The sequence below is a fragment of the Nocardioides sp. Z13_37 genome (assembly GCF_058355585.1).
The window spans coordinates 52,399-75,350 of the sequence record NZ_JBZGDV010000011.1 but is presented as its reverse complement, the minus strand read 5'-3'; the positions used below and the strand labels follow the sequence as shown (position 1 = coordinate 75,350).

The following is a 22,952-nucleotide window of genomic DNA, read 5'->3' as shown; positions in this document are numbered from 1 at the left end:
GACGTCAACGGGGCAAAACAAACTAATTCGTCGACTAATCAAACACACTGTTGAGTTCTCAAAAATCAGACGCACCCGTTCCGCGCCGGCTGGGCCGGTCTGGTCGCGGGGCAACCTGCACAAACTTACCGGGCTCTTGGCTCACCGTCAAACTCGTGAGCTTCGTGCTTCGGTGGTCGCAGCTGGTCTCCGCTTCATCTGACCTTCTGGCCAGGAGGCGGCGCCGCTTGCGGCGACAGGTGAAACATTAGACCGTCCCCGCCGACCATGCAAAACCGGGGGTGCCCTGAACGCATAACCGCAGGTCAGCGGCCTGCGCGGGGTCTCGGGGTGGCCGGACGGTAGGTGCTGACGGTCGGGTCGCCGGTGATCCAGAAGCGCCACGGACGCTCCGCCGCGTGCCGAAGTCCCACCCGCGGACCCGTGCTGATGTCGGGTGCGCGCTCCCCCGCCGCGAGCCGAGCGGGCTCGCCGTTGTGGGACAGGTCGAGGTCGAGCACCCGGCACAGCCGCGCGGGACCCCGAGCGAGGTCGCGGTCGCTGCTGCCCGGGCGCCGCTGCCGGGCGAGCTCGTGGCCGGCGACCACCTCACCGGCGCGGAGCAGCACGGCGCCGGGATCGCCGTCGGGGCCGGTGACCAGGTTGGCGCAGTGGTGCATGCCGTAGACGAAGTAGACGTAGAGCCGCCCGGGCGGGCCGAACATCACCGCGTTGCGGGCGGTCTGCCCCCGGTGGGCGTGGGACCCGGGGTCGAGCGGGCCGGCGTAGGCCTCCACCTCGGTGAGCCGCACCGACACCCCGGCGTGCGTGATCACGGCACCGAGCAGCCGGGGGGCGACCTCGAGCGGGTCGCCCTCAGCCCAGGCGGGCACGGTGAGCGGTGCTCGCGTCACGTAGCTCGTCGAGCTGCTCCTGCACGCGCACCGGCGCGGTGCCGCCGCGACCCGAGCGGGAGGCGACCGAGCCCTCGACGGTGAGCACGGAGCGCACGGCCGGTGTCAGGGACGGGGAGATCGCGGCGAGCTGGTCGTCGCTGAGGTCGGGCAGGTCGCAGCCGAGCTCCTCGCAGCGGCGCACGCACGCGCCCGCGATCTCGTGCGCGTCGCGGAACGGGACGCCCTCGCGCACCAGCCACTCCGCGACGTCGGTCGCGAGCGAGAACCCCTGGGGGGCGAGCTCGGCCATCCGCGCGGTGTCGAAGGTCAGGGTGGCGACCATGCCGGTCACCGCGGGCAGCAGCACCTCGAGGGTCTGGACCGAGTCGAAGACCGGCTCCTTGTCCTCCTGCAGGTCGCGGTTGTAGGCGAGCGGGAGCCCCTTGAGCGTGGCCAGCAGGCCGGCCAGGTTGCCGACCAGCCGGCCGGCCTTGCCGCGGGCCAGCTCGGCGATGTCGGGGTTCTTCTTCTGCGGCATGATGCTCGACCCCGTCGACCACGAGTCGTGCAGCGTCGCGAAGCCGAACTCGCGGGTGGTCCACAGTATGACGTCCTCGGCCAGGCGGGAGAGGTCGACGCCGACCTGGGCGGTGACGAAGGCGAACTCGGCGGCGAAGTCGCGGGCCGCGGTGCCGTCGAGGGAGTTGGCCGACGAGCCGGAGAACCCCAGCTCGGCGGCGACGGCCTCCGGGTCGAGGCCGAGCGTCTGCCCGGCCAGCGCGCCGGAGCCGTACGGCGAGTCGGCGGCGACCCGCGCGTCCCAGTCGCGCAGCCGCTCGACGTCGCGCAGCAGCGGCCAGGCGTGCGCGAGCAGGTGGTGGGACAGCAGCACCGGCTGGGCGTGCTGCAGGTGGGTGCGTCCCGGCATCACGGTGCTGGACCCGTCGGGGTCGACGTGCGCCGCGGCCTGCTCGGCGAGCACGTCGACCAGGTCGAGGACGAGCGCGGAGATCGTGCGGGCGTGGTCGCGCAGGTAGACCCGGAAGAGCGTCGCGACCTGGTCGTTGCGCGAGCGCCCGGCACGCAGCCGCCCGCCCACCTCCGGACCGACCTCCTCCAGCAGCAGCCGCTCGAGCGCGCCGTGGACGTCCTCGTCGCTGGGCGCGGGCGCCAGGTCACCGGCGTCGTAGCGCTCCCCCAGCACCGCCAGCCCGCGCAGCAGCTCGGCGTGGTCGGCGTCGGTCAGCAGCCCGGCCCTGTGCAGGGCGTTGGCGTGGGCGCGCGAGCCGGCGAGGTCGTAGGGCGTCAGCTGCCAGTCGAACTGCGTCGACCGGGACAGCTCCTGGAGCTCGGGGGACGGACCGCTCGAGAAGCGTCCGCCCCAGAGCGAGCCCTCGTTGGTGGTGCCGCCGCTCGTCGGTGTCTGTGGCATTAGTCGGTCCCGAACTCCATCGCTGCGTTGTCGAGGGCGGACTCGTCGTCCGCCGTCGCGGCCGGGTTGTCGGTGATCTTGTCGTAGCCGCCGGCCTCGATGGCACCGTAGAGGGTGCCGTGCTCGACCAGCACCTGGCCCTGGTCGAGCGGCTGCGCGGCGTACTGCTCGAGCTTGGCGCGCGAGTCGGCGATGTCGAGGTTGCGCATGGTGAGCTGGCCGATGCGGTCGGTGGGACCGAACGCCGCGTTGTCGGTGCGCTCCATCGACAGCTTGTCGGGGTGGTAGGAGAACGCCGGACCGTCGGTGCGCAGGATCGAGTAGTCCTCGCCGCGGCGCAGCCGCAGGGTGACCTCGCCGGTGACCAGGGAGGCGATCCAGCGCTGGATGGACTCGCGGATCATCAGCGCCTGCGGGTCGAGCCACCGGCCCTCGTAGAGCAGGCGGCCGAGCTTGCGGCCCTCGTTGTGGTACTGCGCGACGGTGTCCTCGTTGTGGATCGCGTTGACGAGTCGCTCGTAGGCGATGAACAGCAGCGCCATGGCGGGCGCCTCGTAGATGCCGCGCGACTTGGCCTCGATGATGCGGTTCTCGATCTGGTCCGACATGCCGAGGCCGTGGCGGCCGCCGATCGCGTTGGCCTCGTGCACGAGCGCCACCGGGTCGTCGTGGCGCACCCCGTTGATGGCGACCGGGCGGCCCTGCTCGAAGCGGATGGTGACGTCCTCGGCGTCGATGGCGACCGAGGGGTCCCAGAACCTCACGCCCATGATCGGGTCGACCGTCTCGAGCGAGACGTCGAGGTGCTCGAGCGTCTTGGCCTCATGGGTGGCGCCCCAGATGTTGGCGTCGGTGGAGTACGCCTTCTCCTGGCTGTCGCGGTAGGGGAGCTGGTGCTCGGTCAGCCAGGCGCTCATCTCGTGCCGCCCGCCCAGCTCGCTGACGAAGTCGGCGTCGAGCCACGGCTTGTAGATGCGCAGGTCGGGGTTGGCGAGCAGGCCGTAGCGGTAGAACCGCTCGATGTCGTTGCCCTTGAACGTCGAGCCGTCGCCCCAGATGTTGACGCCGTCGTCCTGCATGGCGCGTACCAGCATGGTGCCGGTGACGGCGCGGCCGAGCGGCGTGGTGTTGAAGTAGACGCGCCCGCCCGAGCGGATGTGGAAGGCGCCGCACGCGAGCGCGGCGAGCCCCTCCTCGACGAGCTGGGTCTTGCAGTCGACCGCGCGCGCCAGCTCGGCGCCGTACTGGAGGGCGCGCGAGGGCACCCCGGAGATGTCGGGCTCGTCGTACTGGCCGATGTCGGCGGTGTAGGTGCACGGGACCGCGCCCTTCTCACGCATCCACGCGACGGCCACCGAGGTGTCGAGGCCGCCGGAGAAGGCGATACCGACGCGCTCGCCGACGGGGAGGGAGGTGAGGACCTTGCTCACGGGGTGTCCTTTGCTGTGGTGGGGCTGGGGGAAGCGAGGGTGGGTGCGGGAGCGGTGCTGCCGTGACCGTGACGGGCGTCGTTGGCCAGGTCGAGGAAGCGCTGCGCGAGGGCGTCGCCGCCGGCGGGGTCGCGCCCGATGACGAGCAGGGTGTCGTCACCGGCGATGGTTCCGAGGATGTCACCCAGCTCCGCCTTGTCGAACGCGCTGGCGAGGAACTGGGCGGCCCCGGGGGGCGTGCGGAGCACGACGAGGTTGGCGCTGGCCTCGGCGCTGACGAGCAGCTCGGCGCAGAGCCGGGCCAGCCGGTCGCGGCCGGCGGCGCTCGCGCGGGGTGCGGAGGCGCTGCGGTCGCCGCCCTCCCCCGGCACGGCGTAGACGAGCGCGCCGTCGGGGCTGCGCACCTTGACCGCGTCGAGCTCGACGAGGTCGCGGCTCAGCGTCGCCTGGGTGACGCGTACGCCGTGGTCGGCCAGCAGGTCGGCCAGCTCGGTCTGCGAGCGCACCGGGTGGGTGGTGACGATGTCGATGATCCGCTGGTGGCGCGCGCTCTTGGTCAGCGGCGTCGTGGCGCTCATGACGACCGCTCGAGCAGCCAGGCGAGCACCGCCTTCTGGGCGTGCCTGCGGTTCTCCGCCTCGTCCCAGACGACCGACTGAGGGCCCTCGATGACCTCCTCGGAGATCTCCTTGCCCCGGTAGGCGGGCAGGCAGTGCATGACGATGGCGTCCGCGGCGGCGTGCGTGAGCAGGTCGTCGGTGACGCCGTAGGGCGGGAAGACCCGCAGCCGCTCCTGCGCCTCCTCCTCCCGGCCCATGCTGACCCACGAGTCGGTGACGACGACGTCGACGCCGGAGACCGCGTCGACCGGGTCGGTGGTGAGCTCGACGGACCCGCCGGTGTCCTGGGCGATCTCGCGCGCCTTGCCCACCACGTGGGTGTCGGGGGTGAAGCCCTCGGGGGCGCCGACGACGACGTGCATGCCCGCCGACGCGCCGGCGAGCACCCACGAGTTGCCCATGTTGCAGGCTCCGTCGCCGACGAACGCGACGCGGAGCCCGGCCAGCCGGCCCTTCTGCTCGCGCACGGTCTGCAGGTCCGCGAGGAGCTGGCAGGGGTGGAACTCGTCGGTGAGGGCGTTGAGGACGGGGACGCCGGAGTAGGCCGCCATCGTCACCACGTCGCCCTGGTGGGCGGTGCGCCACACGATCGCGGCGGCCTGACGGCCCAGGATGCGGGCGACGTCCTCGACGCCCTCGCGCGAGCCCATGGCGGCGAGGCCGCCGTCGACGGTCATCGGGTTGCCGCCGAGCTCGGCGATGCCCGCGGCGAAGGAGACCTGGGTGCGCAGGGTGGGACGGTCGAAGACGAGCGCGACGGTGCGCGGCCCCGCGAGCGGCTTGTGCTCGAACGGCTGCGCCTTCATCCGGTCGGCGAGGTCGAGGACCTCGAGCAGCTCGGACGGCGAGAGGTCGTCGTCGCGGAGCAGGTGACGGGTCATCGCGTGGCCTCCTGGGCGGAGCGGCGGGCGCTGTCGAGGATGTCAGGAAGTGCTGTGGCCAGGGCGTCGAGGTCGCCGGCGCCGATCACGAGCGGCGGGACGAAGCGCAGCCGGGTCGGGCCGGTGGCGTTGAGGATGAAGCCGGCCTCGCGGGCGGCGGTGACCGCCTGGGTGGCATAGGGCCCGTCGAGCTCGGCGCCGCGCATCAGCCCGGCGCCGGTGACGTCCACGACGCCCCGCTGGGCCCGCAGCAGCGCCTCGAGCTGGCTGCCGCGGGCCACGGCGGCGTCGAGCAGGCCGTCGGCCTCGACGGTGGCGAGCACCGCCAGCGCCGCGGCGGCCGCGACCGGGTTGCCGCCGAAGGTGGTGCCGTGGTTGCCGGGCTGGAGCAGCGTGGCGGCCGTCCCGCGGGCGACGGTGGCGCCGATCGGCATGCCGCCGCCGAGGCCCTTGGCGAGGGTCACCACGTCGGGCTCCACGCCGTCGAGCAGCTGGTGGGCGAACCACGCACCGGTGCGCGCGATGCCGGTCTGCACCTCGTCGAGCCAGAGGAGCGCCCCGCTGTCGTGGGCGATGCGCTGCGCGGCGGCGAGGTAGTCGCGCGACGGCACGACGACGCCCGCCTCCCCCTGGATCGGCTCGAGGACGACGGCCGCGACGGTCTCGTCGACGGCGGCCTCGAGCGCGGCGACGTCGTCGTACGCGACGAAGGTGACGTCGCCGGGCAGCGGCTCGAAGGGCTCGCGGTAGGCGGCCTTGGAGGTGAGCGAGAGCGCGCCCATCGTCCGGCCGTGGAAGGAGCCCTCGGCCGCGACGAGCCGGGTGCGGCCGGTGCGGCGGGTGAGCTTGAGGGCGGCCTCGTTGGCCTCGGCGCCGGAGTTGCTGAGGAAGACCCGCGCCGAGTCGTCCCAGCCGAGGAGGGCGACGAGCCGCTCGGCTAGGGCGACCTGAGGCTCGGTGGCGAAGAAGTTGCTCACGTGGCCCAGCGTCTGCAGCTGGCCGGTGACCGCCTCGACGAGCGCCGGGTGCGCGTGGCCGAGGGCGTTGACGGCGATGCCGCCGAGCAGGTCGACGTACTCCTTGCCGTCGGCGTCCCACACGTGCGCGCCCTTGCCCCGCACCAGCGCGAGGACGGGCGGGCCGAACGTGTTCATCACGGCGCCGGCGTAGCGCTCCTGGATGGCACTCACGGCTGCTCCTCGGTGGGGTAGGGCTTGCGCATCCGGGTGGCGGCGCCGGGCAGGACCTGGGTGCCGACGCCCTCGTCGGTGAAGATCTCGAGCAGCACGGCGTGCGGCTCGCGGCCGTCGACGACCGTCGCCCGCGGCACTCCCCCGGTGACCGCCTCGTAGCAGGCGCGCATCTTGGGGACCATGCCCGAGTCGAGCGTCGGCAGGAGCTCGCCCAGCGCCTCCGGGCTGATCTCCTGGATCAGGTCGTCGGAGTTGCCGTAGTCGCGGTAGAGGCCCTCGACGTCGGTCAGCACGAGCAGCTTCTCCGCGCCCAGGGCCACCGCGAGCGCCGCGGCGGCGGTGTCGGCGTTGACGTTGTGGACGCGGCCCTCGCTGTCCGGCGCGACCGAGCTGACGACCGGGACGCGGCCCGCCTCGATGAGGTCGAGCACAGCCTCGGGCCGTACCTCGGCCACCTCGCCGACGAGGCCGAGGTCGACCTCCTCGCCGTCGACGATGGTGCTGGTGGTCTCGGCCCGGAACAGTCCGGCGTCCTCGCCGGAGAGGCCGACCGCCAGGGCGCCGTGCTGGTTGATGAGCCCGACGAGCTCGCGCTGCACCTGGCCGACGAGCACCATCCGGACGACGTCCATTGCCTCGGGGGTGGTGACCCGCAGCCCGCCGCGGAACTCCGACTCGATGCCGAGGCGGTCGAGCATGCGGGAGATCTGCGGCCCGCCGCCGTGCACGACGACCGGCTTGAAGCCGGCGAAGCGGAGGAAGGCGATGTCCTCGGCGAAGGCGACCTTGAGCGACTCGTCGGTCATCGCGTTGCCGCCGTACTTCACCACGATCGTGCGCCCGTGGTAGCGCTTGAGCCAGGGCAGCGCGGCGGCGAGGGTGCGGGCCTTCGCCGGGTCGGGCCGGCGGGGGCTCTGGACGGTCTCGGTCATCGGTGCGTCGCTCATGAGCTGTAGGCGCTGTTCTCGTGGACGTAGGCGTGGGTGAGGTCGTTGGTCCACACGGTGGCGCGCGCGTCGCCCGACTTGAGGTCGATGGTCACGCTGACCTCGCGGCCGGACAGGTCGACGCCCGCCGGGTCCTCGGCCGGGGTGGACTCGCGGCAGACCCACACGCCGTTCATCGCCACGTCGAGGTCGGCGGGGTCGAAGCGCGCCTGCGTGGTGCCGACCGAGGCCAGCACCCGGCCCCAGTTGGGGTCCTTGCCGAAGACCGCGGCCTTGAAGAGGTTGCTGCGCGCGACGCTGCGGCTGACCTCGACCGCCTCGTCCTCGGAGGCGGCGTGGAGGGTGGTGATGGCGATCTCGTGGTCGGCGCCCTCGGCGTCCTTGAGCAGCTGCATGGCCAGGTCGGTGCAGGCCTGGGTGAGCGCGGCGGTGAAGTCCTCGAGGGTCGGCGTGATGCCGCTGGCGCCGCTGGCCATCACGGTCACGGTGTCGTTGGTCGACATGCAGCCGTCGGAGTCGAGCCGGTCGAAGCTCACCCGGGTGGCCGCGCGCAGGGCGGTGTCGAGGTCGGCGGCGGGCACCACGGCGTCGGTGGTGAGGACGACGAGCATCGTGGCGAGCTGGGGCGCCAGCATGCCGGCGCCCTTGGCCATGCCGCCGATGGACCAGCCCGCGCCCTCGACGACGGTGTTCTTGCTGACCGAGTCGGTGGTCATGATCGCCTCCGCGGCCTGCGGCCCGCCGTCGGCCGAGAGCGCGGCGGTCGCCGCCTCGACCCCGGCGAGGAGGTCGGCGCGGTCGTTGGCGAGGCCGATGAGGCCGGTCGAGCAGACCACCACGTCGATCGCGCCGATGCCCAGGCCCTCGGCGACCTTCTCCGCGACCGCGTGGGTGGTCTGGAAGCCCTCGGGCCCGGTGTAGCAGTTGGCACCGCCGGAGTTGAGCACGACCGCACGCACGACGCCGTCCTTGACGACCTCCTGGCTCCAGAGCACGGGGTTGGCCTTGCAGCGGTTGGCGGTGAAGACGGTGGCGGAGTCGTGGGTGGGGCCCTCGTTGACGACGAGGGCGAGGTCCTTCGCGCCGGTGGACTTGAGTCCGGCGGCGACGCCGGCGGCGGTGAAGCCGGCGGGGTGGGTGACGGTCATGGAGCGAGTCCGATCGTGGTGAGCCCCGTGGCCTCGTCGAGGCCCAGGGCGAGGTTCATGCACTGGACGGCGGCGCCGGCGGTGCCCTTGGCGAGGTTGTCGACCACGGCCACCGCCACGAGTCGTCGTACGCGCTCGTCGACGGCGACCTGGACCTGCACCGCGTTGGAGCCCACCACGGACTTGGTCTGGGGCCACTGCCCCTCGGGCAGCAGGTGGACGAAGGGCTCGGGGTCGTAGGCGGTCGCGTACGCGTCGCGGACCTGCTGCGGCGTGACGCCGTCGAGCAGCGGCGCCTGGACGGTGGCCAGGATGCCGCGGGACATCGGCACGAGGAGCGGCGTGAAGCCGACGGCCACCGGAGCGCCGTGGACGGCGCTGAGGTTCTGGACGATCTCGGGGGTGTGGCGGTGGGTGCCGCCGACGCCGTAGGCGCTCGCGTTGCCCATCACCTCGCTGCCGAGCAGGTGCGCCTTCGCGGCCTTGCCCGCGCCGCTGGTGCCGGAGGCGGCCACCACCGTCACGTCGGGGGCGACCAGGCCGGCGGTCAGGGCGGGCACGACCGCGAGCGTCGAGACCGTCGGGTAGCAGCCCGGGACGGCGATCCGGCGCGCGCCGCGCAGCAGCTCGCGCTGGCCGGGCAGCTCGGGCAGGCCGTAGGGCCACGACCCCGCGTGCTCGCCGCCGTAGAACGCCTGCCACTCCCCCGGGTCGGTCAGCCGGAAGTCGGCGCCGCAGTCGACCACCACGGTGTCGTCGCCCAGCGCCTGTGCGATCGCCGCGGACCGGCCGTGCGGGAGGGCCAGGAAGACCACGTCGTGACCGGCGAGGACATCCACCGTGGTGTCGGCCAGGACCCGGTCGGCCAGCGGGAGCAGGTGCGGCTGGAGGGCACCGAGGCGCTCACCGGCGTTGGACCCCGCGGTGAGTGCGCCGACCTCGACCTCGGGGTGGCCCAGGAGCAGGCGGAGCACCTCTCCCCCGGCGTACCCGCTGGCTCCGGCCACGGCGACTGTTGCGGTCATGTTGCATGACTATACATGCGAATGCATGATGCGTCGCACTGGTCCGGACCGGGAACGACGAGCGCGATCGGGCCGTGTCGCCTAGCGTGCCGGGATGACCCGTCTGGCGCCAGAGACCTACCTCGACCACCTCCGCTCGGAGTCCGCCCGCTTCCGCGAGGTGCTCGCCGCGTGCGACCCCTCGGCCCGGGTGCCGGCGTGCCCCGACTGGGACGCCGCCGACCTGCTGTGGCACCTGGCCACGGTCCAGCACTGGTGGGCCGAGGTGGTGCGCGCCCGCCCCGCACGACCCGAGGAGGTCGACCCGCCCCGCCCCGAGTCGTACGACGGCCTGCTCGAGGTCTTCGACGAGTGGTCACGCGACCTCGCGGACGCGCTCGCGGCCGCCGACCCCTCGGAGGAGGCCTGGAACTGGTCGAGCGACCACACCGTCGGCTTCATCCTCCGTCGCCAGGCGCACGAGGCGCTGGTGCACCGCGTCGACGCCGAGCAGGCGGCCGGCGTGGCGAGCGAGCTCGATCCGGTGCTCGCCGCCGACGGCGTCCACGAGTGCCTCGACGTGATGTACGGCGGGATGCCGGCGTGGGGCAGCTGGACGCCCGGCGAGAGCCTGGTCCGCGTCGACGTGACCGACACCGGCGAGTCGTTCTGGCTGCGGTTCGGGGTGTTCGCCGGCACCGACCCCGACAGCGGCGCGTCGTACGCCGACGAGGACGACTTCCACGTCGTCCCCGCCCCCGACGACGCGGACGTCGAGCCCGACGTGGTGGTCGACGGACCGGCCGGGCTCCTCGACCTGTGGCTGTGGCACCGCGCCGACGACGCGGAGGTGTCCGTCGCCGGCGACGGCGAGGTGCACCGACGCTTCACCGCCGTCGTGGGGTCGCCGATCAACTGAACGCGCCCGGCCACAACCAATCGGGGGTCGGCTGCGTCTCCCTCGTCGCCCTCATCAGACACCACGGAAAGACACCTCAATGCGAAGAGCACTCAAGACCGCCGTCGCGGCCCTCGCCACCGCCATCGTCGGCGCGCCGGTCACGACCGGCGCCCCGGCGCACGGTGCGCCGACGATCACCTGCCAGGGCAAGCCGGCAACGGTCGTGGGGAGCACCGGGACGGAGGGCGACGACGTCATGGTGGTCGTCCCGCAGCCGGGCGTGACAGCGCAGGGGCTCGGAGGCAACGACACGATCTGCATCGTCGCCGCTCCCGAGGGTGGGATGCGCAACGTGACCGTGGATGCAGGCGCGGGCGACGACGACGTCGTCAACGAGAGCACCGACGCCGAGGACGTCTGGTACACCATCATCCTCGGCACGGGCGCCGACTCCTACGTCGGACTCGACGCCGTCATCCCGTCAAACCCGCAGGCGTCCCCGTTCCACGAGACCGTCTACGCCGGCGTCCGGGAGACGGGAAGCGTCGAGGGCTCGCTCGACGTGGAGGTCGACGTGATCGACACCCGCGGCGGAGACGACGTCGTCCACTCCGGCACCACGACGCCCGGTGCGACGAACAACGACACGGTGCTCACCGGCACCGGTGACGACACCGTCGAGTGGGCTGGCGAGCGGCGCGGCGCGGGCACGCTCGATGTCGGGACCGGCGACAACACCCTGGCCGTGCACCCCGGCTGGCAGGGCACCTCGACGATGGTCTCGGGCCCCGCCCGCGCCGCGATCGTCGACGGCCGGACGGTGCTGCGCTGGGCGGGGTCGATCGCCCACTACGAGGTCGGGGTCCACACGCGGGAGCAGAGCTTCACCGGCACCGACGCCGCCGAGACGTTGGTGCTCGCGTCCCGGACGACCGGCGGACGACGCGTGATCTCGATGGGCGGAGGAGACGACCACCTCGCGCTCTACTCGATGGGAAGCGGGAGGGTGACGGGTGGGCCCGGTCGCGACAGCTACTCCGGCAATGCCTGCTCGACCGCCAGCGTCCGGGTCGGCGGCACCTTCTCGTGCGTCGCGGTGGGCGACGCCGTGCGGCACTCCTTCCGTTTCGACGACTTCGAGGACCTCTTGCTCAAGGGTGGTGACGTGAGGGTCGTGGGCAGCGCCGCCGACGAGAAGATCAAGGTCGTGGCCAGCCAGCGGATCCGCGTCCGCGGTCGCGGTGGCGACGACGTCCTCAACGCCACCGCCTCGGGCACCCTACGAGGCGAGCGCCCTGTTGTCCTGGCGGGCGGGCCCGGCGCGGACCGCCTCGTCGGGTCGCAGGCGCGCGACCGGCTGCTCGGCGGCCCCGGGAACGACACCCTCTTCGGCGGCGGGCGCGGCGACGAGATCATCGGCGGTCCGGGCCGGGACAAGGCCAACGGGCACCAGGGCCGAGACCGCTGCTCGGCCGAGGTACGGCGTACCTGCGAGAGCCGCTGATCGTGCGCACTGGGCCTTGAGTCTCCAGGAGACTCAAGGCCCACTGTGCGTGTCGATGAGCGCTGATCAGGCGCGCTGGACGGCGCCGGTGCGCTCCGCGGCGTGCGCGACCGCGGCGTCGCGGGCCGTGGCCGCCTCGCCCTCCTTGAGCGTGCGGTCGGGCGCCCGGAAGCGCAGGGCGTAGGCCAGCGACTTCCTGCCCTCGCCCACCTGGTCGCCGGTGTAGACGTCGAAGAGCCGGAGCGACTCGAGCAGCTCGCCCGCTCCCTCGCGCAGCGCCGCCTCGACGTCGGCAGCCGGGACGGAGGCGTCGACGACGAGCGCCACGTCCTCCTTCGCGACCGGGTACGACGAGAAGACGGGCGCCTGCCGCAGGTGGACCGACCGGGCGATCAGCACGTCGAGGTCGACCTCCGCGGCGACCGTGCGGGCGGGCAGCCCGAACGCCTGGCAGACCTTCGGGTGCAGCTCGCCGGCGTGGCCGACCACCTCGCCCGCCACGGACAGCTCGGCGCAGCGACCGGGGTGCCACGGGGCGACCTCGGCGGCCGTCGCGGTCACCTCGAGGCCGAGCGCCGCCGCGACGGCGCGCACCGCCTCGACGGCGTCGGACCACGACACGGGTCGCGCGGGGCCCCACCAGCCGCCGGACACGGCGTCACCGCTGGCGACGACCGCGAGGTGCAGCGGCTGTGCCGGCAGCGCGGCGTCGAGCGCCGCGAACTCCTCGGCGCTCGGGCGGCGGTCGACCGGCAGGATCGCCGCCGGACCGGCGTGGCGCGGCAGGGTGACCGTGCCGGTCTCGAACAGGGCCAGGTCGCTCGTGCCGTGCCCGACGTTGCGGCCCGCCGCGCGCAGCACGCCGGGAAGCAGGGTCGAGGTCATGAACGCGGCCTCGGCGTTGAGGGGGTTGGACAGCCGCAGCAGGTCGCGACGCGGGTCGTCGGCGGGCAGGCCCAGCGCGTCGAGGTCGGCCTCGCCCACGAACGGGAAGCTCACCACCTCGACGTAGCCCTCGCCGGCGAGGGTGCGGCCGATCCGCCGGCGCAGCTGCTGGGGCCGGGTCAGCCCGCGGCCCGACGGGGGCGTCGGCAGCACCGACGGCACGCGGTCGTAGCCGACGAGGCGGATGACCTCCTCGGAGAAGTCCTGCGCGTCGGTGAGGTCGGGACGCCACGGCGGCGGGGTGACCGCCAGGGTGCCGCTCCCCTCGACCTCGCAGCCGACGGCGCGCAGGCACTCGACGGCGCGCTCCTCGCTGATGTCCATCCCGGACACGCGGGCGGCCAGGTCGCCGGGCACGTCAACGACCGGCATCGCCGGCGGGGTGCCGACGACGGTGACGCCGGGGTGGGCCGTGCCGCCGCCGTGCTCGACGAGCAGCTCGACGACGCGGTCGGCCGCGGCCTCGCAGATCGTCGGGTCGACGCCGCGCTCGTTGCGCTTGCCCGCCTCGGAGGTGATCCGGTGCCGGCGGCCGGTGCGGAACATCGACACGGCGTCCCAGTGGGCCGCCTCGACGAGCACCGACGTGGTGGTGCTCGACATCTCGGTCGTCTCGCCTCCCATGACGCCGCCGAGGCCGATGATGCCGGAGTCGTCGGTGACCACGAGGTCGCCGGGGTCGAGCGTGCGGGACGTCCCGTCGAGGGTGGTCAGCCGCTCGCCCTCGCGGGCACGGCGTAGGACGAGCGCGCCCTGCACCCGGTCGGCGTCGTAGCCGTGGATCGGCCGGCCGGTCTCGAGCATCACGTAGTTGGTGATGTCGACGGCCAGCGAGATGGGCCGCATGCCGGCGGCGGTGATGCGCTGCACCATGAAGTCGGGCGTCGGCGCGGACGGGTCGACGCCGTCGACGCGGCGGGCGACGAAGACCGGGCAGCCCTCGGCGTCCTCCACGACGACCGGGTGGCCCTGGTCGTTGGCGGCAGGAGTGTCGCGGATCGCGGGGTCGCGGAAGTTGCTGGCGCCCTCGACGGAGACCAGCACCTCGCGGGCGATGCCGCGCACCGACAGGGCGTAGGCCCGGTCGGGGTTGATCTCGAACTCGATGACTTCCTCGTCGAGCCCGAGCACCGCCCGGACGTCGTCGCCGGGGGCGCCGGCGTCCTCGGGCAGCACGATGATGCCGTCGTGGTCCTCGCCGAGGCCGAGCTCGCGGGCTGAGCAGATCATCCCCGCGGACAGGTGGCCGTAGGTCTTGCGCGCCCCGATCTCGAAGCCGCCGGGCAGCACGCCGCCGGGCAGCACCGTGACGACGAGATCGCCGGGCTTGAAGTTGTGTGCTCCGCAGACGATGCCCTGCGGCTCACCGGTGCCGTTGGCGTCGCCGACGTCGACGGTGCACCAGTTGATGGTCTTGCCGTTCTTCTGCGGCTCCGGCTCCATCGTGAGCACGCGGCCGATGACCAGCGGGCCGGTGATCTCGCGTCCGGGGCTGACGATCGCCTCGAGCTTGAGCCCGGTCAGCGTCAGCCGGTCGGTGATCTCCTCGGTGGTGGTGCCGGCGGGAACGTCGACGTGGTCCAGGATCCAGGACAGGGGTGCCTTCATCGCTCGCTCTCCCCTCTCAGATCTCGGTGCCGAACGCGCTGCTGAACCGGACGTCGCCCTCGAAGAGGGGGCGCAGGTCCTCCAGCCCGTGGCGGAACATGAACGACCGGTCGATGCCCATCCCGAAGGCGAAGCCGCTGTAGACCTCCGGGTCCACGCCGCAGGCGACGAGCACGCGCGGGTTGACCACGCCGCAGCCGCCCCACTCGATCCAGCCCTCGCCCCGGCAGGTGCGGCACGAGGCGGAGCCGCTCTCGTCGAGGCCGGAGCCGCGACACACGAAGCAGCGGACGTCGACCTCGGCCGAGGGCTCGGTGAACGGGAAGTAGGACGGCCGGAACCGGGTCGTGATCCCGTCGCCGAACAGCTGGGAGGCGAAGTGGTCGAGCGTGCCCTTGAGGTGGGCCATCGTGATGCCCTCGTCGACGACGAGGCCCTCGACCTGGTGGAACATCGGCGAGTGCGTCGCGTCGTACTCGTCGGTGCGGAACACCCGTCCCGGGCACACGACGTAGATGGGCGGCGTGCGGGTCAGCATCGTGCGCGCCTGGACGGGCGAGGTCTGTGTGCGCAGCACGACGTGGTCGTCGGCGGGCTCGGTCCAGAACGTGTCCTGCATGGTGCGGGCAGGGTGGTCGGGACCGAGGTTGAGGGCGTCGAAGTTGAGCCACTCGGCCTCCACGACCGGGCCCTCCGCGACCTCGTAGCCCATGGCCACGAACAGGTCGGCGATGAGCTCGGACTGCAGGGTCAGGGGGTGCCGGCCGCCGCGGCGCCGACGCGTGGTCGGCAGGGTGACGTCGACGGTCTCCTCGACCAGCATCCGCTCCTCGTGCTCGGCCTCGAGCACGGCCTGGCGGGCCGCGAGGGCCTGGTTGACCGCGCCGCGGGCCTGGCCCACGCGCTGGCCCGCCTCCTTGCGCGCCTGCGGCGGGAGCGCGCCGATCTCGCGGTTGGCGAGGGCCAGGGGCGAGCGGTCGCCGGCGTGGTCGAGGCGGACCTGCTTGAGCGCGTCGAGGTCGGCGGCGTCCGCGATGGCGGCAAGGGCCGCCTCGCGCATCGCCTCGACCTGGTCGGCCTTGAGCGGGGTCACTTCGACAGGGTCGTAGTCGGTGTTGGGGCCGGACATGGCTCCCTTTCGCGCGGCGTCATCAGTTCGCCGCAGAGTCTAGAAGTGGACGAGCGTCGGGTCGGACGGGGACTCCCCGGACCCGGTGGCGTCAGCTGCCCGACGGAACAGGTCCGGGGCGGGGAAATCGCAGGCTCGTGGGCACGACGACGATGCTACTCCTCGAAGGCGCTCCACACGGCGGCGCACTCGTCGCCCCCGGCGGAGCCGCCGGCGGGCTGGCCCGAGGCACCGACCAGCCCGAGGTCGCGCAGCGTGTGCTCGGCGCGTTCGCGCCCGAGGTTCCAGGCACGCGGGTCGTCGACGACCTCGACCGACAGCCCGTTGAGCGGCAGGAGCTCCAGCACGCAGCGGGCCACGTCGGCGGGCAGTCGCTCGGCGATCACGGGGGCGGCGTCGGCGGAGAGGTCCTGGAGGTAACGGAGGTCCAGGTCGCCGGTCGCCTCGTAGCGGTCGAGGTTGCGTCCCGCGACCCACGCGTCGGGGTTGATCGCGGCCAGGCCGATGAGTGCGACCGCGCCGGAGGCCAGGGCGACCCTGGGCAGCCAGCGACCGAGCCCGGTGACCCCGCCGACCATGATGGACAGCACCACGAACCCGAGCCACCCCTCGAAGACGTCGACGAAGACGCGCAGCGTGGTGAAGCCGTAGGCGTCCTGGTAGAAGCTCATCCCGCGCAGCGCGGAGGCGACCACGAGGAGGGTGAGCGCGCACAGCAGGCCGAGGGAGCCGCGCAGCCAGCGGCGGTCCGGGGCGGTGTCGCCCGCGCGCCGCGAGGCGACCCACACCACCAGCACGGTCAGCGCCGTGGCGAGGGTGAGCTGGCCGAAGCCCTGGTGCACGAAGTCGGCGTAGGTGAGGCCGGTCGTCGCCTCGATGTAGTCGCGTCCGCCGATGAGGGCCCGCGCCTGCGCGGCGATGAACGCGACGAACACGGCGTCGACGACGAGCACCGGCACCAGCCACTCGAACCGGTTGGCCAAGGCTGCCGGCCGGCGTCCGGAGAGCACCTCGACGTCGGCCGGGTTGTGCGCGAGGTAGGCCGCGCCGAGGGTGGCGGCGAAGACGAAGCAGGCCAGGAACGCCCGCCCGACGAGGTCGTTGAAGGTCAGGTTGGGCACGAGCTGGTCGACCCACGACCCGAAGACCGGGTTGGCGCTGGCGAAGATCGTGCCGAAGACGCCGAGGCCGAGCAGGGACCACACCGTCGTACGCACGACGGCGGGGGTGCGCGAGCCGGTGCCGGCGATGCGCAGCGTCCGCCCGAACCAGGGCAGGCCGCGCAACGACGCCAGCGGCCACGCGACGCCGGTCAGCACGAACCCGGGCAGCGTGCGCGCACCGGTGACCCCGCACAGGAACACCGCCGTGGCCGCGACGAGGCCGAGCATCTGGATCCACCAGGCGTCGAGCAGGGTCATCGGGAGCACGAGCAGGAGCGCGAGCGCGGCGCAGGCCAGCGTCCACGGCTCGCGACGCCGGCGGGCGGTGGCCAGCGCCGCGGCGCCGCACACGACGGCGACCAGCGTCCACGAGACGCCCACCGCGGTGAAGGAGAGGGCGACGCCCGCGACCAGTCCGGCACCCGCGGCGGCGGCCACGGTGAGCAGGCCGTGCGGGGCGCCGCGCTCGGGCCAGAAGCGACCGAAGAGCGCGTCGAGTCCCGGCTGCGGCCGGTCCGGATCAGCGAGCGGTGCCGGCTGGTGCGCCGAGTTGGTCGCGGCCCGCACGGGGGCGGCCTCGGATGACGCCGACGGGGACGGCATCGCGGACGGGGACGGCGCGGTGGGCACCTCGAGCCGGAGCCGCGAGCCCTCGCCCGTCTCGGGGTCGAGGAAGCGCAGCGTGCCGCCGTGGAGCTGGGCCACCCACCGCGCCACCGCGAGCCCGAGGCCGGTGCCGCCGCCGTCGTCGGTGCCAAAGCGCTCGAAGACGCGCTCGCGGTCCTCGGGGGCCACTCCCCCGCCGGCGTCGACGACCTCGAGCCACCAGGTGTCGTCCGTGGTCCCGCCGGTGACCCGCACGGACGTCTCGGCCGGGGCGTGGCGCGCCGCGTTGTCCAGCAAGTTGGTCACGAGCTGGCGCAGCCGGGCGGGGTCACCGGGCACGACGAGGCCCTCGGCGAGGTCGATCATGAAGTCCCCGCTCCGGCCGGCGGCGCGCACCTGGGCCGCCGAGTCCGCGACGAGTGCGCGCAGCGCGACGTCCTGACGGTCGAGGTCGACCACCCCCGCCTCGAGCCGGGAGAGCTGGAGCAGGTCCTCGACGAGCCGGCCGAGGCGTTGGGCCTCCTCCAGCGCCGCAGCGAGGTGCGGGGGGTCGGCGGGCACGACGCCGTCGGCGAGGTTCTCGAGGAGCGCGGTCATGGCGGTGAGCGGGGTGCGCAGCTCGTGGGAGACGGTGGCGATGAGGTCGCGGCGCTCGCGGTCGACCGTCGCGAGGTCCTCGGCCATGCGGTTGAACGCGTGGGCGAGCTGGCCGACCTCGTCGGTGGCGCTCGTCCGCACGCGACCGGTGTAGTCGCCGCGCGCCATCGCCCGCGACACCTCCGTCATCCGGCGCAGCGGCGCGACCATCCCGGCGGCGAGCAGCTGGGTGACCCCGAGCGCGAGGGCGACGCTCACGGGCAGCACGAGGAACGGCGAGACGCCGGCGGCCGAGCCGAGCAGGGTGAGCAGGACGGCGGTGACGACCGACGCGACCACCAGCAGGCCCAGCTTGACCTTGAGGCTGGAGACGGTGTCGAGCCACCCGCTCACGGCAGCACCTCGAGGGCGTAGCCGACGCCGTGGACGGTGCGGATCCGCGCCGCCCCCACCTTGCTGCGCAGCGCCTTGACGTGGCTGTCGACGGTGCGCGTCGCGCTGGCGCTCGCCCAGGCGTCGCCCCAGTCCCAGACCTCGCGCAGGAGCCGTTCGCGGCTCAGCACCTGGCCGGGCGTCCGCGCCAGGCACAGGAGCAGGTCGAACTCGGTCGGCGTGAGGTGCACCGGCTCGCCCGCGACCGTCGTACGCCGGGTGCCCGGGTCGATGCGCACCGCGCCCACGTCGAGGGCCGAGGGCCGCTCGTCTGCGAGCGCGGCCGCGCGCTCGACGCGCCGCAGCAGGGCGGCGACCCGGGCGACGACCTCGCGCATCGAGAAGGGCTTGGTGAGGTAGTCGTCGGCCCCCACCCCGAGCCCGACGAGGACGTCGGCCTCGTCGTCGCGCGCAGTGAGCATCAGCACCGGCACCGGTCGCGCCGCCTGGATCCGGCGGCACACCTCGAGGCCGTCGAATCCCGGGAGCATCACGTCGAGCAGCACGACGTCAGGCCGCGCGGTGGCGGCGAGGTCGACCGCGGAGGGGCCGTCGAACGCCTGCTCGACGGTGTACCCCTCGGCGCGCAGGCGCTGGGCCAGCGCGTCGTTGATGGTGCGGTCGTCCTCGACCACCAGGGCGGTCCTCGAAGTGGTGGCAGGCGTCATGGCTCGACCCTAGGAGCGCGGGCGGGTCGAGACCGGGGACGACTCGTGAAGGTTGTGTGGAGGTGGGCGTCAGTCGGGACGGTGATCCTCGCGCGGCCAGTCGACCATCACGCGCGCGCCGCCGCCGGGCGCGTCGTCGATGGTGACCCAGCCGCCGTGGGCCCGGGAGAGCCCGCCGACGATGTACATGCCCAGCCCACTGCCGCCGGCGTCGCCGGTGGTCCAGAACTTGGTGAAGACCCGGCGTCGCAGCTCGGCCGGGATGCCGTCGCCCTCGTCGTCGACGGTGATCCGGACGCCGTCGAGGGTGCCGGAGGCGTCGAGGCTGACCCGGACCTGGCCCTGGCCGTGACGGACCGCGTTCTCCACGAGGTTGGTGACGACCTGGGTGAACTTGTCCGGGTCGGCGAAGACCTCGGGCAGGCCGGGCGCCGCCTCGAGGGTGATCGCGCGCGACGTGCCTGCCTCGATCGAGTCGACGACGCGGCCCACCAGCAGCTCCGCCGAGACCTCGCGCGGGTAGAGCTGGAGCCGGCCGGTGTCGATGCGCGCCACGTCGAGCAGCTCGGCGATCAGTCGCGCGAGCCGGTCGGCGTCGGCGTTGACGGTGGTCAGCATCAGCTTGCGCTGGTCGTCGCTGAGCTTGTCCCAGCGGTTGAGCAGCGCCTGCACGAAGCCCTTCACGCCGGTCAGCGGCGAGCGGAGCTCGTGGGCGACGGTCGCGACCAGGTCGGAGCGGTCGCGGTCGAGGCGGGCCCTTCCCCTCCCGCTGCGCAGCCCGACGGCGATCCCGACGACGGGGCCGAGCCTGCCCTCGCGCACCAGCCGCGCGGTGGTGAGCACCTCGTCGCCACCGGCGTTGAGCCAGGACTGCTCAGGCACGCCGCGGGTGATGGAGATGGCGTCGAACGGCCGGTTGACGTCGAGCCACGTGCGCCCGTCCTGGTCGAGCAGTCGCAGCACGTCGGACAGCGGGAGGCCGCGCGCCTGCTCGGCGTCGACACCGAGCAGTGCGGCGCCCTGCGCGTTGAGGAGCGTCACCTCACCCGTGCGGCTCGCGCCCAGGATGCCGTCGGGGTAGAAGTCGGCGAGCTCCCGCAGCCGGCTCGGGCGGGCCGAGACGACCCGGTGGCCTGGCGCGTTCTGGTCGGCGGACACCTGCGCACCCTAGCCGCGCAGCGTCAGCGGTCGCGGCCGCCACGCGCCGCCGGCTTGGGCCGGCGCAGCCCGGCCGCGCGCAGCGCGAGCGCCAGCTCGCGGGAGGAGACCGGCAGGGCGCCTGCGGCGACCAGCGCGTCGTACGCGTCGGCCGGGACGTCGTAGTGGTCGCGGTCCCAGCCCTGGGCCGGGACGCCGTGGACGGCGGCGAACGCGTGCACCTCGTCGTAGGAGGTGTCGCTGGCCAGGTGCGACCACAGTCGGTCCCAGCGCGGGACGGCGGGCGGGTCGATGAGGATCACGGCCGCTTGCCTCGCTGGGCGCGCGCGCTGGCGTAGAGGCAGACCGCGGCGGCGGTCGAGAGGTTGAGGCTCTCGGCCCGGCCGTGGATCGGGATGGCGACGCGGTGGTCGGACAGGGCGGCCAGCTCCTCGGGCAGGCCCCAGGCCTCGTTGCCGAAGAGCCACGCGGTGGGTCCGGCGAGGTCCGCGTCGAAGAGGTCGACATCGCCCGCGCCGTCGGCGGCGAGCACCGTCAGGCCGCGTGCCTGCGCCGCCCGGACCGCGGCGGCCGCGTCGTGCTCGACCGCGAACGGCAGGTGGAACAGGCTGCCCACCGTGCTGCGCACCGTCTTGGGGTTGTAGGCGTCGACCGACTGCCCGGCAAGCACGACGGCGTCCGCACCGGCCGCGTCGGCGGTGCGGATCACGGTGCCGGCGTTGCCCGGGTCGCGTACGTCGGCGCAGATGGCCAGCAGGCGGGGCGACGCGGCGATGACGTGCTCGAGGGGGGCGTCGATGTGGCGGCACACCGCCACCACGCCGGCCGGTGACACCGAGTCGGACACCGAGGCGAGGGCCCGCTCGTCGACCAGGGTGACCGGAGCGGACTCGAGGAGCGCGGCGTGGTGCGCGAGCGCGGCGGAGGTGGCGAACACCTCCACGACGCAGCCGTCCACGCCGAGCGCGCCCTCGACCGCCTTGGGCCCGTCGGCAAGGAAGAGCCGCCGCTCGGTGCGTACCGAACGGCGGCTCAGCTTGCGAGCCTCCTTGACGCGAGCGTTGCTCGCGGAGAGGGGCTGCATGTTGCTCAGGCGGAGACCTTGGGCGCGTTGACGTCCTCGGGCAGCGCGGCCTTGGCGGCCTCGACGAGCGCGGCGAAGGCCGGGGCGTCGTGGACGGCGAGCTCGGCGAGGATCTTGCGGTCGACCTCGATGCCGGCCAGGCCGAGGCCCTGGATGAACCGGTTGTAGGTCATCCCGTTGGCGCGGGCAGCGGCGTTGATGCGCTGGATCCACAGCTTGCGGAAGTTGCCCTTGTTCTTGCGGCGGTCGTTGTAGCTGTAGACCAGGGAGTGGGTGACCTGCTCCTTGGCCTTGCGGTAGAGCCGCGAGCGCTGGCCGCGGTAACCGGCGGCCCGCTCGAGGGTGGTACGACGCTTCTTCTGGGCGTTCACTGCGCGCTTGACGCGTGCCATGGTGCTACTCCTTGGTGCGGGGGAAAATCAGGACGGGCGGCGGCTGGGCCACCAGGGGTGAGGCTCAGATGCCGAGCATCTTCTTGGCGCGCTTGACGTCGCCGGGCTCGAGCTCGACCATGCCGGCGTTGCGGCGGTGCTTCTTGCGGCTGCCCGTCGTCGGCGCGGACGCGAACGCAGCGCCGGACTTGCGGCCGGCCTGCAGGCGCATGATCTTGCCCGAGCCGGTCACCTTGAAGCGCTTCTTCGCGCCCGAGTGGGTCTTGTTCTTCGGCATGTCTGCCTCAACTTCCTTGTGCGTGTTTCGTGGTCTGCTGGGGTGAGCGGCCTGTGCTCAGGCTGTTGTCACGGCTTCGCCGCGACCTGCTCGATCGAGCCCTTCGCTTCGCTCAGGCCTCGATCTCAGGGTCCAGGTTCTCGGAGCGGCCACGCTCCTTCTTCTGGGCCACCGGGCCGGCGGCGTGGGCCGCCTCGCGCTCGGCGTCCTCCTCGGCCTTGCGGTCGGCACGCGCCTGCTCCTTGGTGGCGCGGGCGGCCTCGGCGTCGATCTTGGCGTCGGCCTTCTTCTTGTGCGGGCCGAGGACCATGGTCATGTTGCGCCCGTCCTGCTTGGGCGAGGACTCGACGAAGCCGAGGTCCTGCACGTCCTCCGCGAGCTTCTGGAGGAGCCGGAAGCCCAGCTCGGGGCGGTGCTGCTCGCGACCACGGAACATGATCGTGATCTTGACCTTGTCGCCGGCGCCGAGGAACCGCACGACGTGACCCTTCTTGGTCTCGTAGTCGTGCGAGTCGATCTTCGGACGAAGCTTCATCTCCTTGATGATCACGTTCGTCTGGTTGCGGCGCGCCTCACGAGCCTTCTGGGCGTTCTCGTACTTGAACTTGCCGTAGTCCATGAGCTTGCAGACCGGGGGGCGTCCCTGCGGGGCGATCTCGACGAGGTCGAGGTCGGCCTCCTGGGCCAGCTTGAGTGCCTGGTCGGTCGGCACGATGCCAACGGTTTCGCCGTTGGGTCCTACGAGCCGGACCTCGGGTACGCGGATCCGGTCGTTGATGCGCAGCTCGGTGCTGATGGGTCCTCCAGTGGTTCGGATGGATGGGAGTCCCTGTCGCACCGGTCGTGGGTCCGGCCGGAAATGAACAGTGGCTCCCGCTGTTGCCAAGCGGGAGCCAGTCACGACGCGTCCCCCACGAGGGGAAGGCGGGGTGGTCACATCCGTCTCACGACGGCTGTG

At 73.1% G+C, this 22,952-nt stretch carries 21 protein-coding genes; 2 read left to right on the top strand and 19 right to left on the bottom strand.

Annotation, left to right across the window (positions count from 1 at the left end; genetic code table 11):
- Positions 1-305 precede the first annotated feature (305 nt).
- From AC4H2S_RS20120 to argC, 9 genes are read right to left on the bottom strand one after another with little or no spacing between them, the layout of a single operon-like run.
- Complete coding sequence (locus AC4H2S_RS20120; RefSeq protein ID WP_491498763.1) at positions 306-893, bottom strand: DNA-3-methyladenine glycosylase; 588 nt, start codon at positions 891-893, stop codon at positions 306-308.
- On the bottom strand, positions 856-2,307 hold the full coding sequence (argH, locus tag AC4H2S_RS20115; protein ID WP_491498762.1) for an argininosuccinate lyase: 1,452 nt from the start codon (positions 2,305-2,307) through the stop codon (positions 856-858). The genes AC4H2S_RS20120 and argH overlap by 38 nt, the downstream gene beginning before the upstream one ends.
- Positions 2,307-3,737 carry an argininosuccinate synthase gene (gene argG / locus AC4H2S_RS20110; protein WP_491498761.1) on the bottom strand — a complete coding sequence of 477 codons (1,431 nt, stop codon included), beginning with the start codon at positions 3,735-3,737 and terminating at the stop codon, positions 2,307-2,309. The genes argH and argG overlap by 1 nt, the downstream gene beginning before the upstream one ends.
- Positions 3,734-4,315: an arginine repressor gene (locus AC4H2S_RS20105; RefSeq protein ID WP_491498760.1), complete on the bottom strand. Its 582-nt coding sequence runs from the start codon at positions 4,313-4,315 to the stop codon at positions 3,734-3,736. Before AC4H2S_RS20105 ends, argG begins: the two co-directional genes overlap by 4 nt.
- Entirely contained in the window at positions 4,312-5,238 is a 927-nt protein-coding gene (gene argF / locus AC4H2S_RS20100; RefSeq protein WP_491498759.1) for an ornithine carbamoyltransferase, read from the bottom strand. The genes AC4H2S_RS20105 and argF overlap by 4 nt, the downstream gene beginning before the upstream one ends.
- Complete coding sequence (locus AC4H2S_RS20095; RefSeq protein WP_491498758.1) at positions 5,235-6,428, bottom strand: acetylornithine transaminase; 1,194 nt, start codon at positions 6,426-6,428, stop codon at positions 5,235-5,237. Before AC4H2S_RS20095 ends, argF begins: the two co-directional genes overlap by 4 nt.
- Positions 6,425-7,378, bottom strand: a complete 954-nt coding sequence (argB, locus tag AC4H2S_RS20090) for an acetylglutamate kinase (RefSeq protein WP_491498757.1) — start codon at positions 7,376-7,378, stop codon at positions 6,425-6,427. The genes AC4H2S_RS20095 and argB overlap by 4 nt, the downstream gene beginning before the upstream one ends.
- Positions 7,375-8,526, bottom strand: a complete 1,152-nt coding sequence (gene argJ, locus AC4H2S_RS20085) for a bifunctional glutamate N-acetyltransferase/amino-acid acetyltransferase ArgJ (protein ID WP_491498756.1) — start codon at positions 8,524-8,526, stop codon at positions 7,375-7,377. The genes argB and argJ overlap by 4 nt, the downstream gene beginning before the upstream one ends.
- The gene (gene argC, locus AC4H2S_RS20080) at positions 8,523-9,551 is read right to left on the bottom strand and encodes an N-acetyl-gamma-glutamyl-phosphate reductase (RefSeq protein ID WP_491498755.1); all 1,029 of its coding nucleotides are present in this window, start codon (positions 9,549-9,551) and stop codon (positions 8,523-8,525) included. Before argC ends, argJ begins: the two co-directional genes overlap by 4 nt.
- 94 nt (positions 9,552-9,645) lie before the next feature.
- Between argC and AC4H2S_RS20075 the strand changes: the two genes are divergently transcribed.
- Positions 9,646-10,449, top strand: a complete 804-nt coding sequence (locus AC4H2S_RS20075) for a maleylpyruvate isomerase family mycothiol-dependent enzyme (protein ID WP_491498754.1) — start codon at positions 9,646-9,648, stop codon at positions 10,447-10,449.
- Positions 10,450-10,528: 79 nt separating this feature from the next.
- Complete coding sequence (locus AC4H2S_RS20070; protein ID WP_491498753.1) at positions 10,529-11,935, top strand: hypothetical protein; 1,407 nt, start codon at positions 10,529-10,531, stop codon at positions 11,933-11,935.
- 66 nt (positions 11,936-12,001) lie between these two features.
- Here the strand turns inward: AC4H2S_RS20070 and pheT are convergent, their stop codons facing one another.
- The 10 genes from pheT to infC form a co-directional block, all read right to left on the bottom strand.
- Positions 12,002-14,488, bottom strand: a complete 2,487-nt coding sequence (gene pheT / locus AC4H2S_RS20065) for a phenylalanine--tRNA ligase subunit beta (RefSeq protein WP_491498752.1) — start codon at positions 14,486-14,488, stop codon at positions 12,002-12,004.
- A 16-nt stretch (positions 14,489-14,504) separates the two neighbouring features.
- The gene (pheS, locus tag AC4H2S_RS20060) at positions 14,505-15,617 is read right to left on the bottom strand and encodes a phenylalanine--tRNA ligase subunit alpha (protein ID WP_491498751.1); all 1,113 of its coding nucleotides are present in this window, start codon (positions 15,615-15,617) and stop codon (positions 14,505-14,507) included.
- Positions 15,618-15,772: 155 nt separating this feature from the next.
- Positions 15,773-18,376, bottom strand: coding sequence for a DUF4153 domain-containing protein (locus AC4H2S_RS20055; RefSeq protein WP_491498750.1), 2,604 nt, complete (start codon positions 18,374-18,376; stop codon positions 15,773-15,775).
- Positions 18,373-19,083: a response regulator transcription factor gene (locus tag AC4H2S_RS20050; RefSeq protein ID WP_491498749.1), complete on the bottom strand. Its 711-nt coding sequence runs from the start codon at positions 19,081-19,083 to the stop codon at positions 18,373-18,375. The genes AC4H2S_RS20055 and AC4H2S_RS20050 overlap by 4 nt, the downstream gene beginning before the upstream one ends.
- A 69-nt stretch (positions 19,084-19,152) precedes the next feature.
- Positions 19,153-20,241, bottom strand: a complete 1,089-nt coding sequence (locus AC4H2S_RS20045) for a sensor histidine kinase (protein ID WP_491498748.1) — start codon at positions 20,239-20,241, stop codon at positions 19,153-19,155.
- Between the two features lie 23 nt (positions 20,242-20,264).
- Positions 20,265-20,543 (bottom strand): DUF4031 domain-containing protein, encoded by a 279-nt coding sequence (locus AC4H2S_RS20040; RefSeq protein ID WP_491498747.1) that lies wholly within the window; start codon positions 20,541-20,543, stop codon positions 20,265-20,267.
- The gene (locus AC4H2S_RS20035) at positions 20,540-21,325 is read right to left on the bottom strand and encodes a TrmH family RNA methyltransferase (protein ID WP_491498746.1); all 786 of its coding nucleotides are present in this window, start codon (positions 21,323-21,325) and stop codon (positions 20,540-20,542) included. The genes AC4H2S_RS20040 and AC4H2S_RS20035 overlap by 4 nt, the downstream gene beginning before the upstream one ends.
- Before the next feature lie 5 nt (positions 21,326-21,330).
- Positions 21,331-21,717 carry a 50S ribosomal protein L20 gene (gene rplT, locus AC4H2S_RS20030; RefSeq protein WP_491498745.1) on the bottom strand — a complete coding sequence of 129 codons (387 nt, stop codon included), beginning with the start codon at positions 21,715-21,717 and terminating at the stop codon, positions 21,331-21,333.
- A 64-nt stretch (positions 21,718-21,781) separates the two neighbouring features.
- Positions 21,782-21,994: a large ribosomal subunit protein bL35 gene (locus AC4H2S_RS20025; RefSeq protein WP_056909573.1), complete on the bottom strand. Its 213-nt coding sequence runs from the start codon at positions 21,992-21,994 to the stop codon at positions 21,782-21,784.
- 112 nt (positions 21,995-22,106) lie between these two features.
- Complete coding sequence (infC, locus tag AC4H2S_RS20020) at positions 22,107-22,832, bottom strand: translation initiation factor IF-3 (RefSeq protein ID WP_491498744.1); 726 nt, start codon at positions 22,830-22,832, stop codon at positions 22,107-22,109.
- Positions 22,833-22,952 lie beyond the last annotated feature (120 nt).

Coding starts and splice junctions, on each gene's coding strand:
- argH (WP_491498762.1), bottom strand. CDS start 2,307: ATGCCACAGACACCGACGAGCGGCGGCACCACCAACGAGGGCTCGCTC.
- AC4H2S_RS20105 (WP_491498760.1), bottom strand. CDS start 4,315: ATGAGCGCCACGACGCCGCTGACCAAGAGCGCGCGCCACCAGCGGATC.
- argF (WP_491498759.1), bottom strand. CDS start 5,238: ATGACCCGTCACCTGCTCCGCGACGACGACCTCTCGCCGTCCGAGCTG.
- argB (WP_491498757.1), bottom strand. CDS start 7,378: ATGAGCGACGCACCGATGACCGAGACCGTCCAGAGCCCCCGCCGGCCC.
- argJ (WP_491498756.1), bottom strand. CDS start 8,526: ATGACCGTCACCCACCCCGCCGGCTTCACCGCCGCCGGCGTCGCCGCC.
- argC (WP_491498755.1), bottom strand. CDS start 9,551: ATGACCGCAACAGTCGCCGTGGCCGGAGCCAGCGGGTACGCCGGGGGA.
- AC4H2S_RS20075 (WP_491498754.1), top strand. CDS start 9,646: ATGACCCGTCTGGCGCCAGAGACCTACCTCGACCACCTCCGCTCGGAG.
- AC4H2S_RS20070 (WP_491498753.1), top strand. CDS start 10,529: ATGCGAAGAGCACTCAAGACCGCCGTCGCGGCCCTCGCCACCGCCATC.
- pheT (WP_491498752.1), bottom strand. CDS start 14,488: ATGAAGGCACCCCTGTCCTGGATCCTGGACCACGTCGACGTTCCCGCC.
- pheS (WP_491498751.1), bottom strand. CDS start 15,617: ATGTCCGGCCCCAACACCGACTACGACCCTGTCGAAGTGACCCCGCTC.
- AC4H2S_RS20050 (WP_491498749.1), bottom strand. CDS start 19,083: ATGACGCCTGCCACCACTTCGAGGACCGCCCTGGTGGTCGAGGACGAC.
- AC4H2S_RS20035 (WP_491498746.1), bottom strand. CDS start 21,325: ATGCAGCCCCTCTCCGCGAGCAACGCTCGCGTCAAGGAGGCTCGCAAG.
- rplT (WP_491498745.1), bottom strand. CDS start 21,717: ATGGCACGCGTCAAGCGCGCAGTGAACGCCCAGAAGAAGCGTCGTACC.
- AC4H2S_RS20025 (WP_056909573.1), bottom strand. CDS start 21,994: ATGCCGAAGAACAAGACCCACTCGGGCGCGAAGAAGCGCTTCAAGGTG.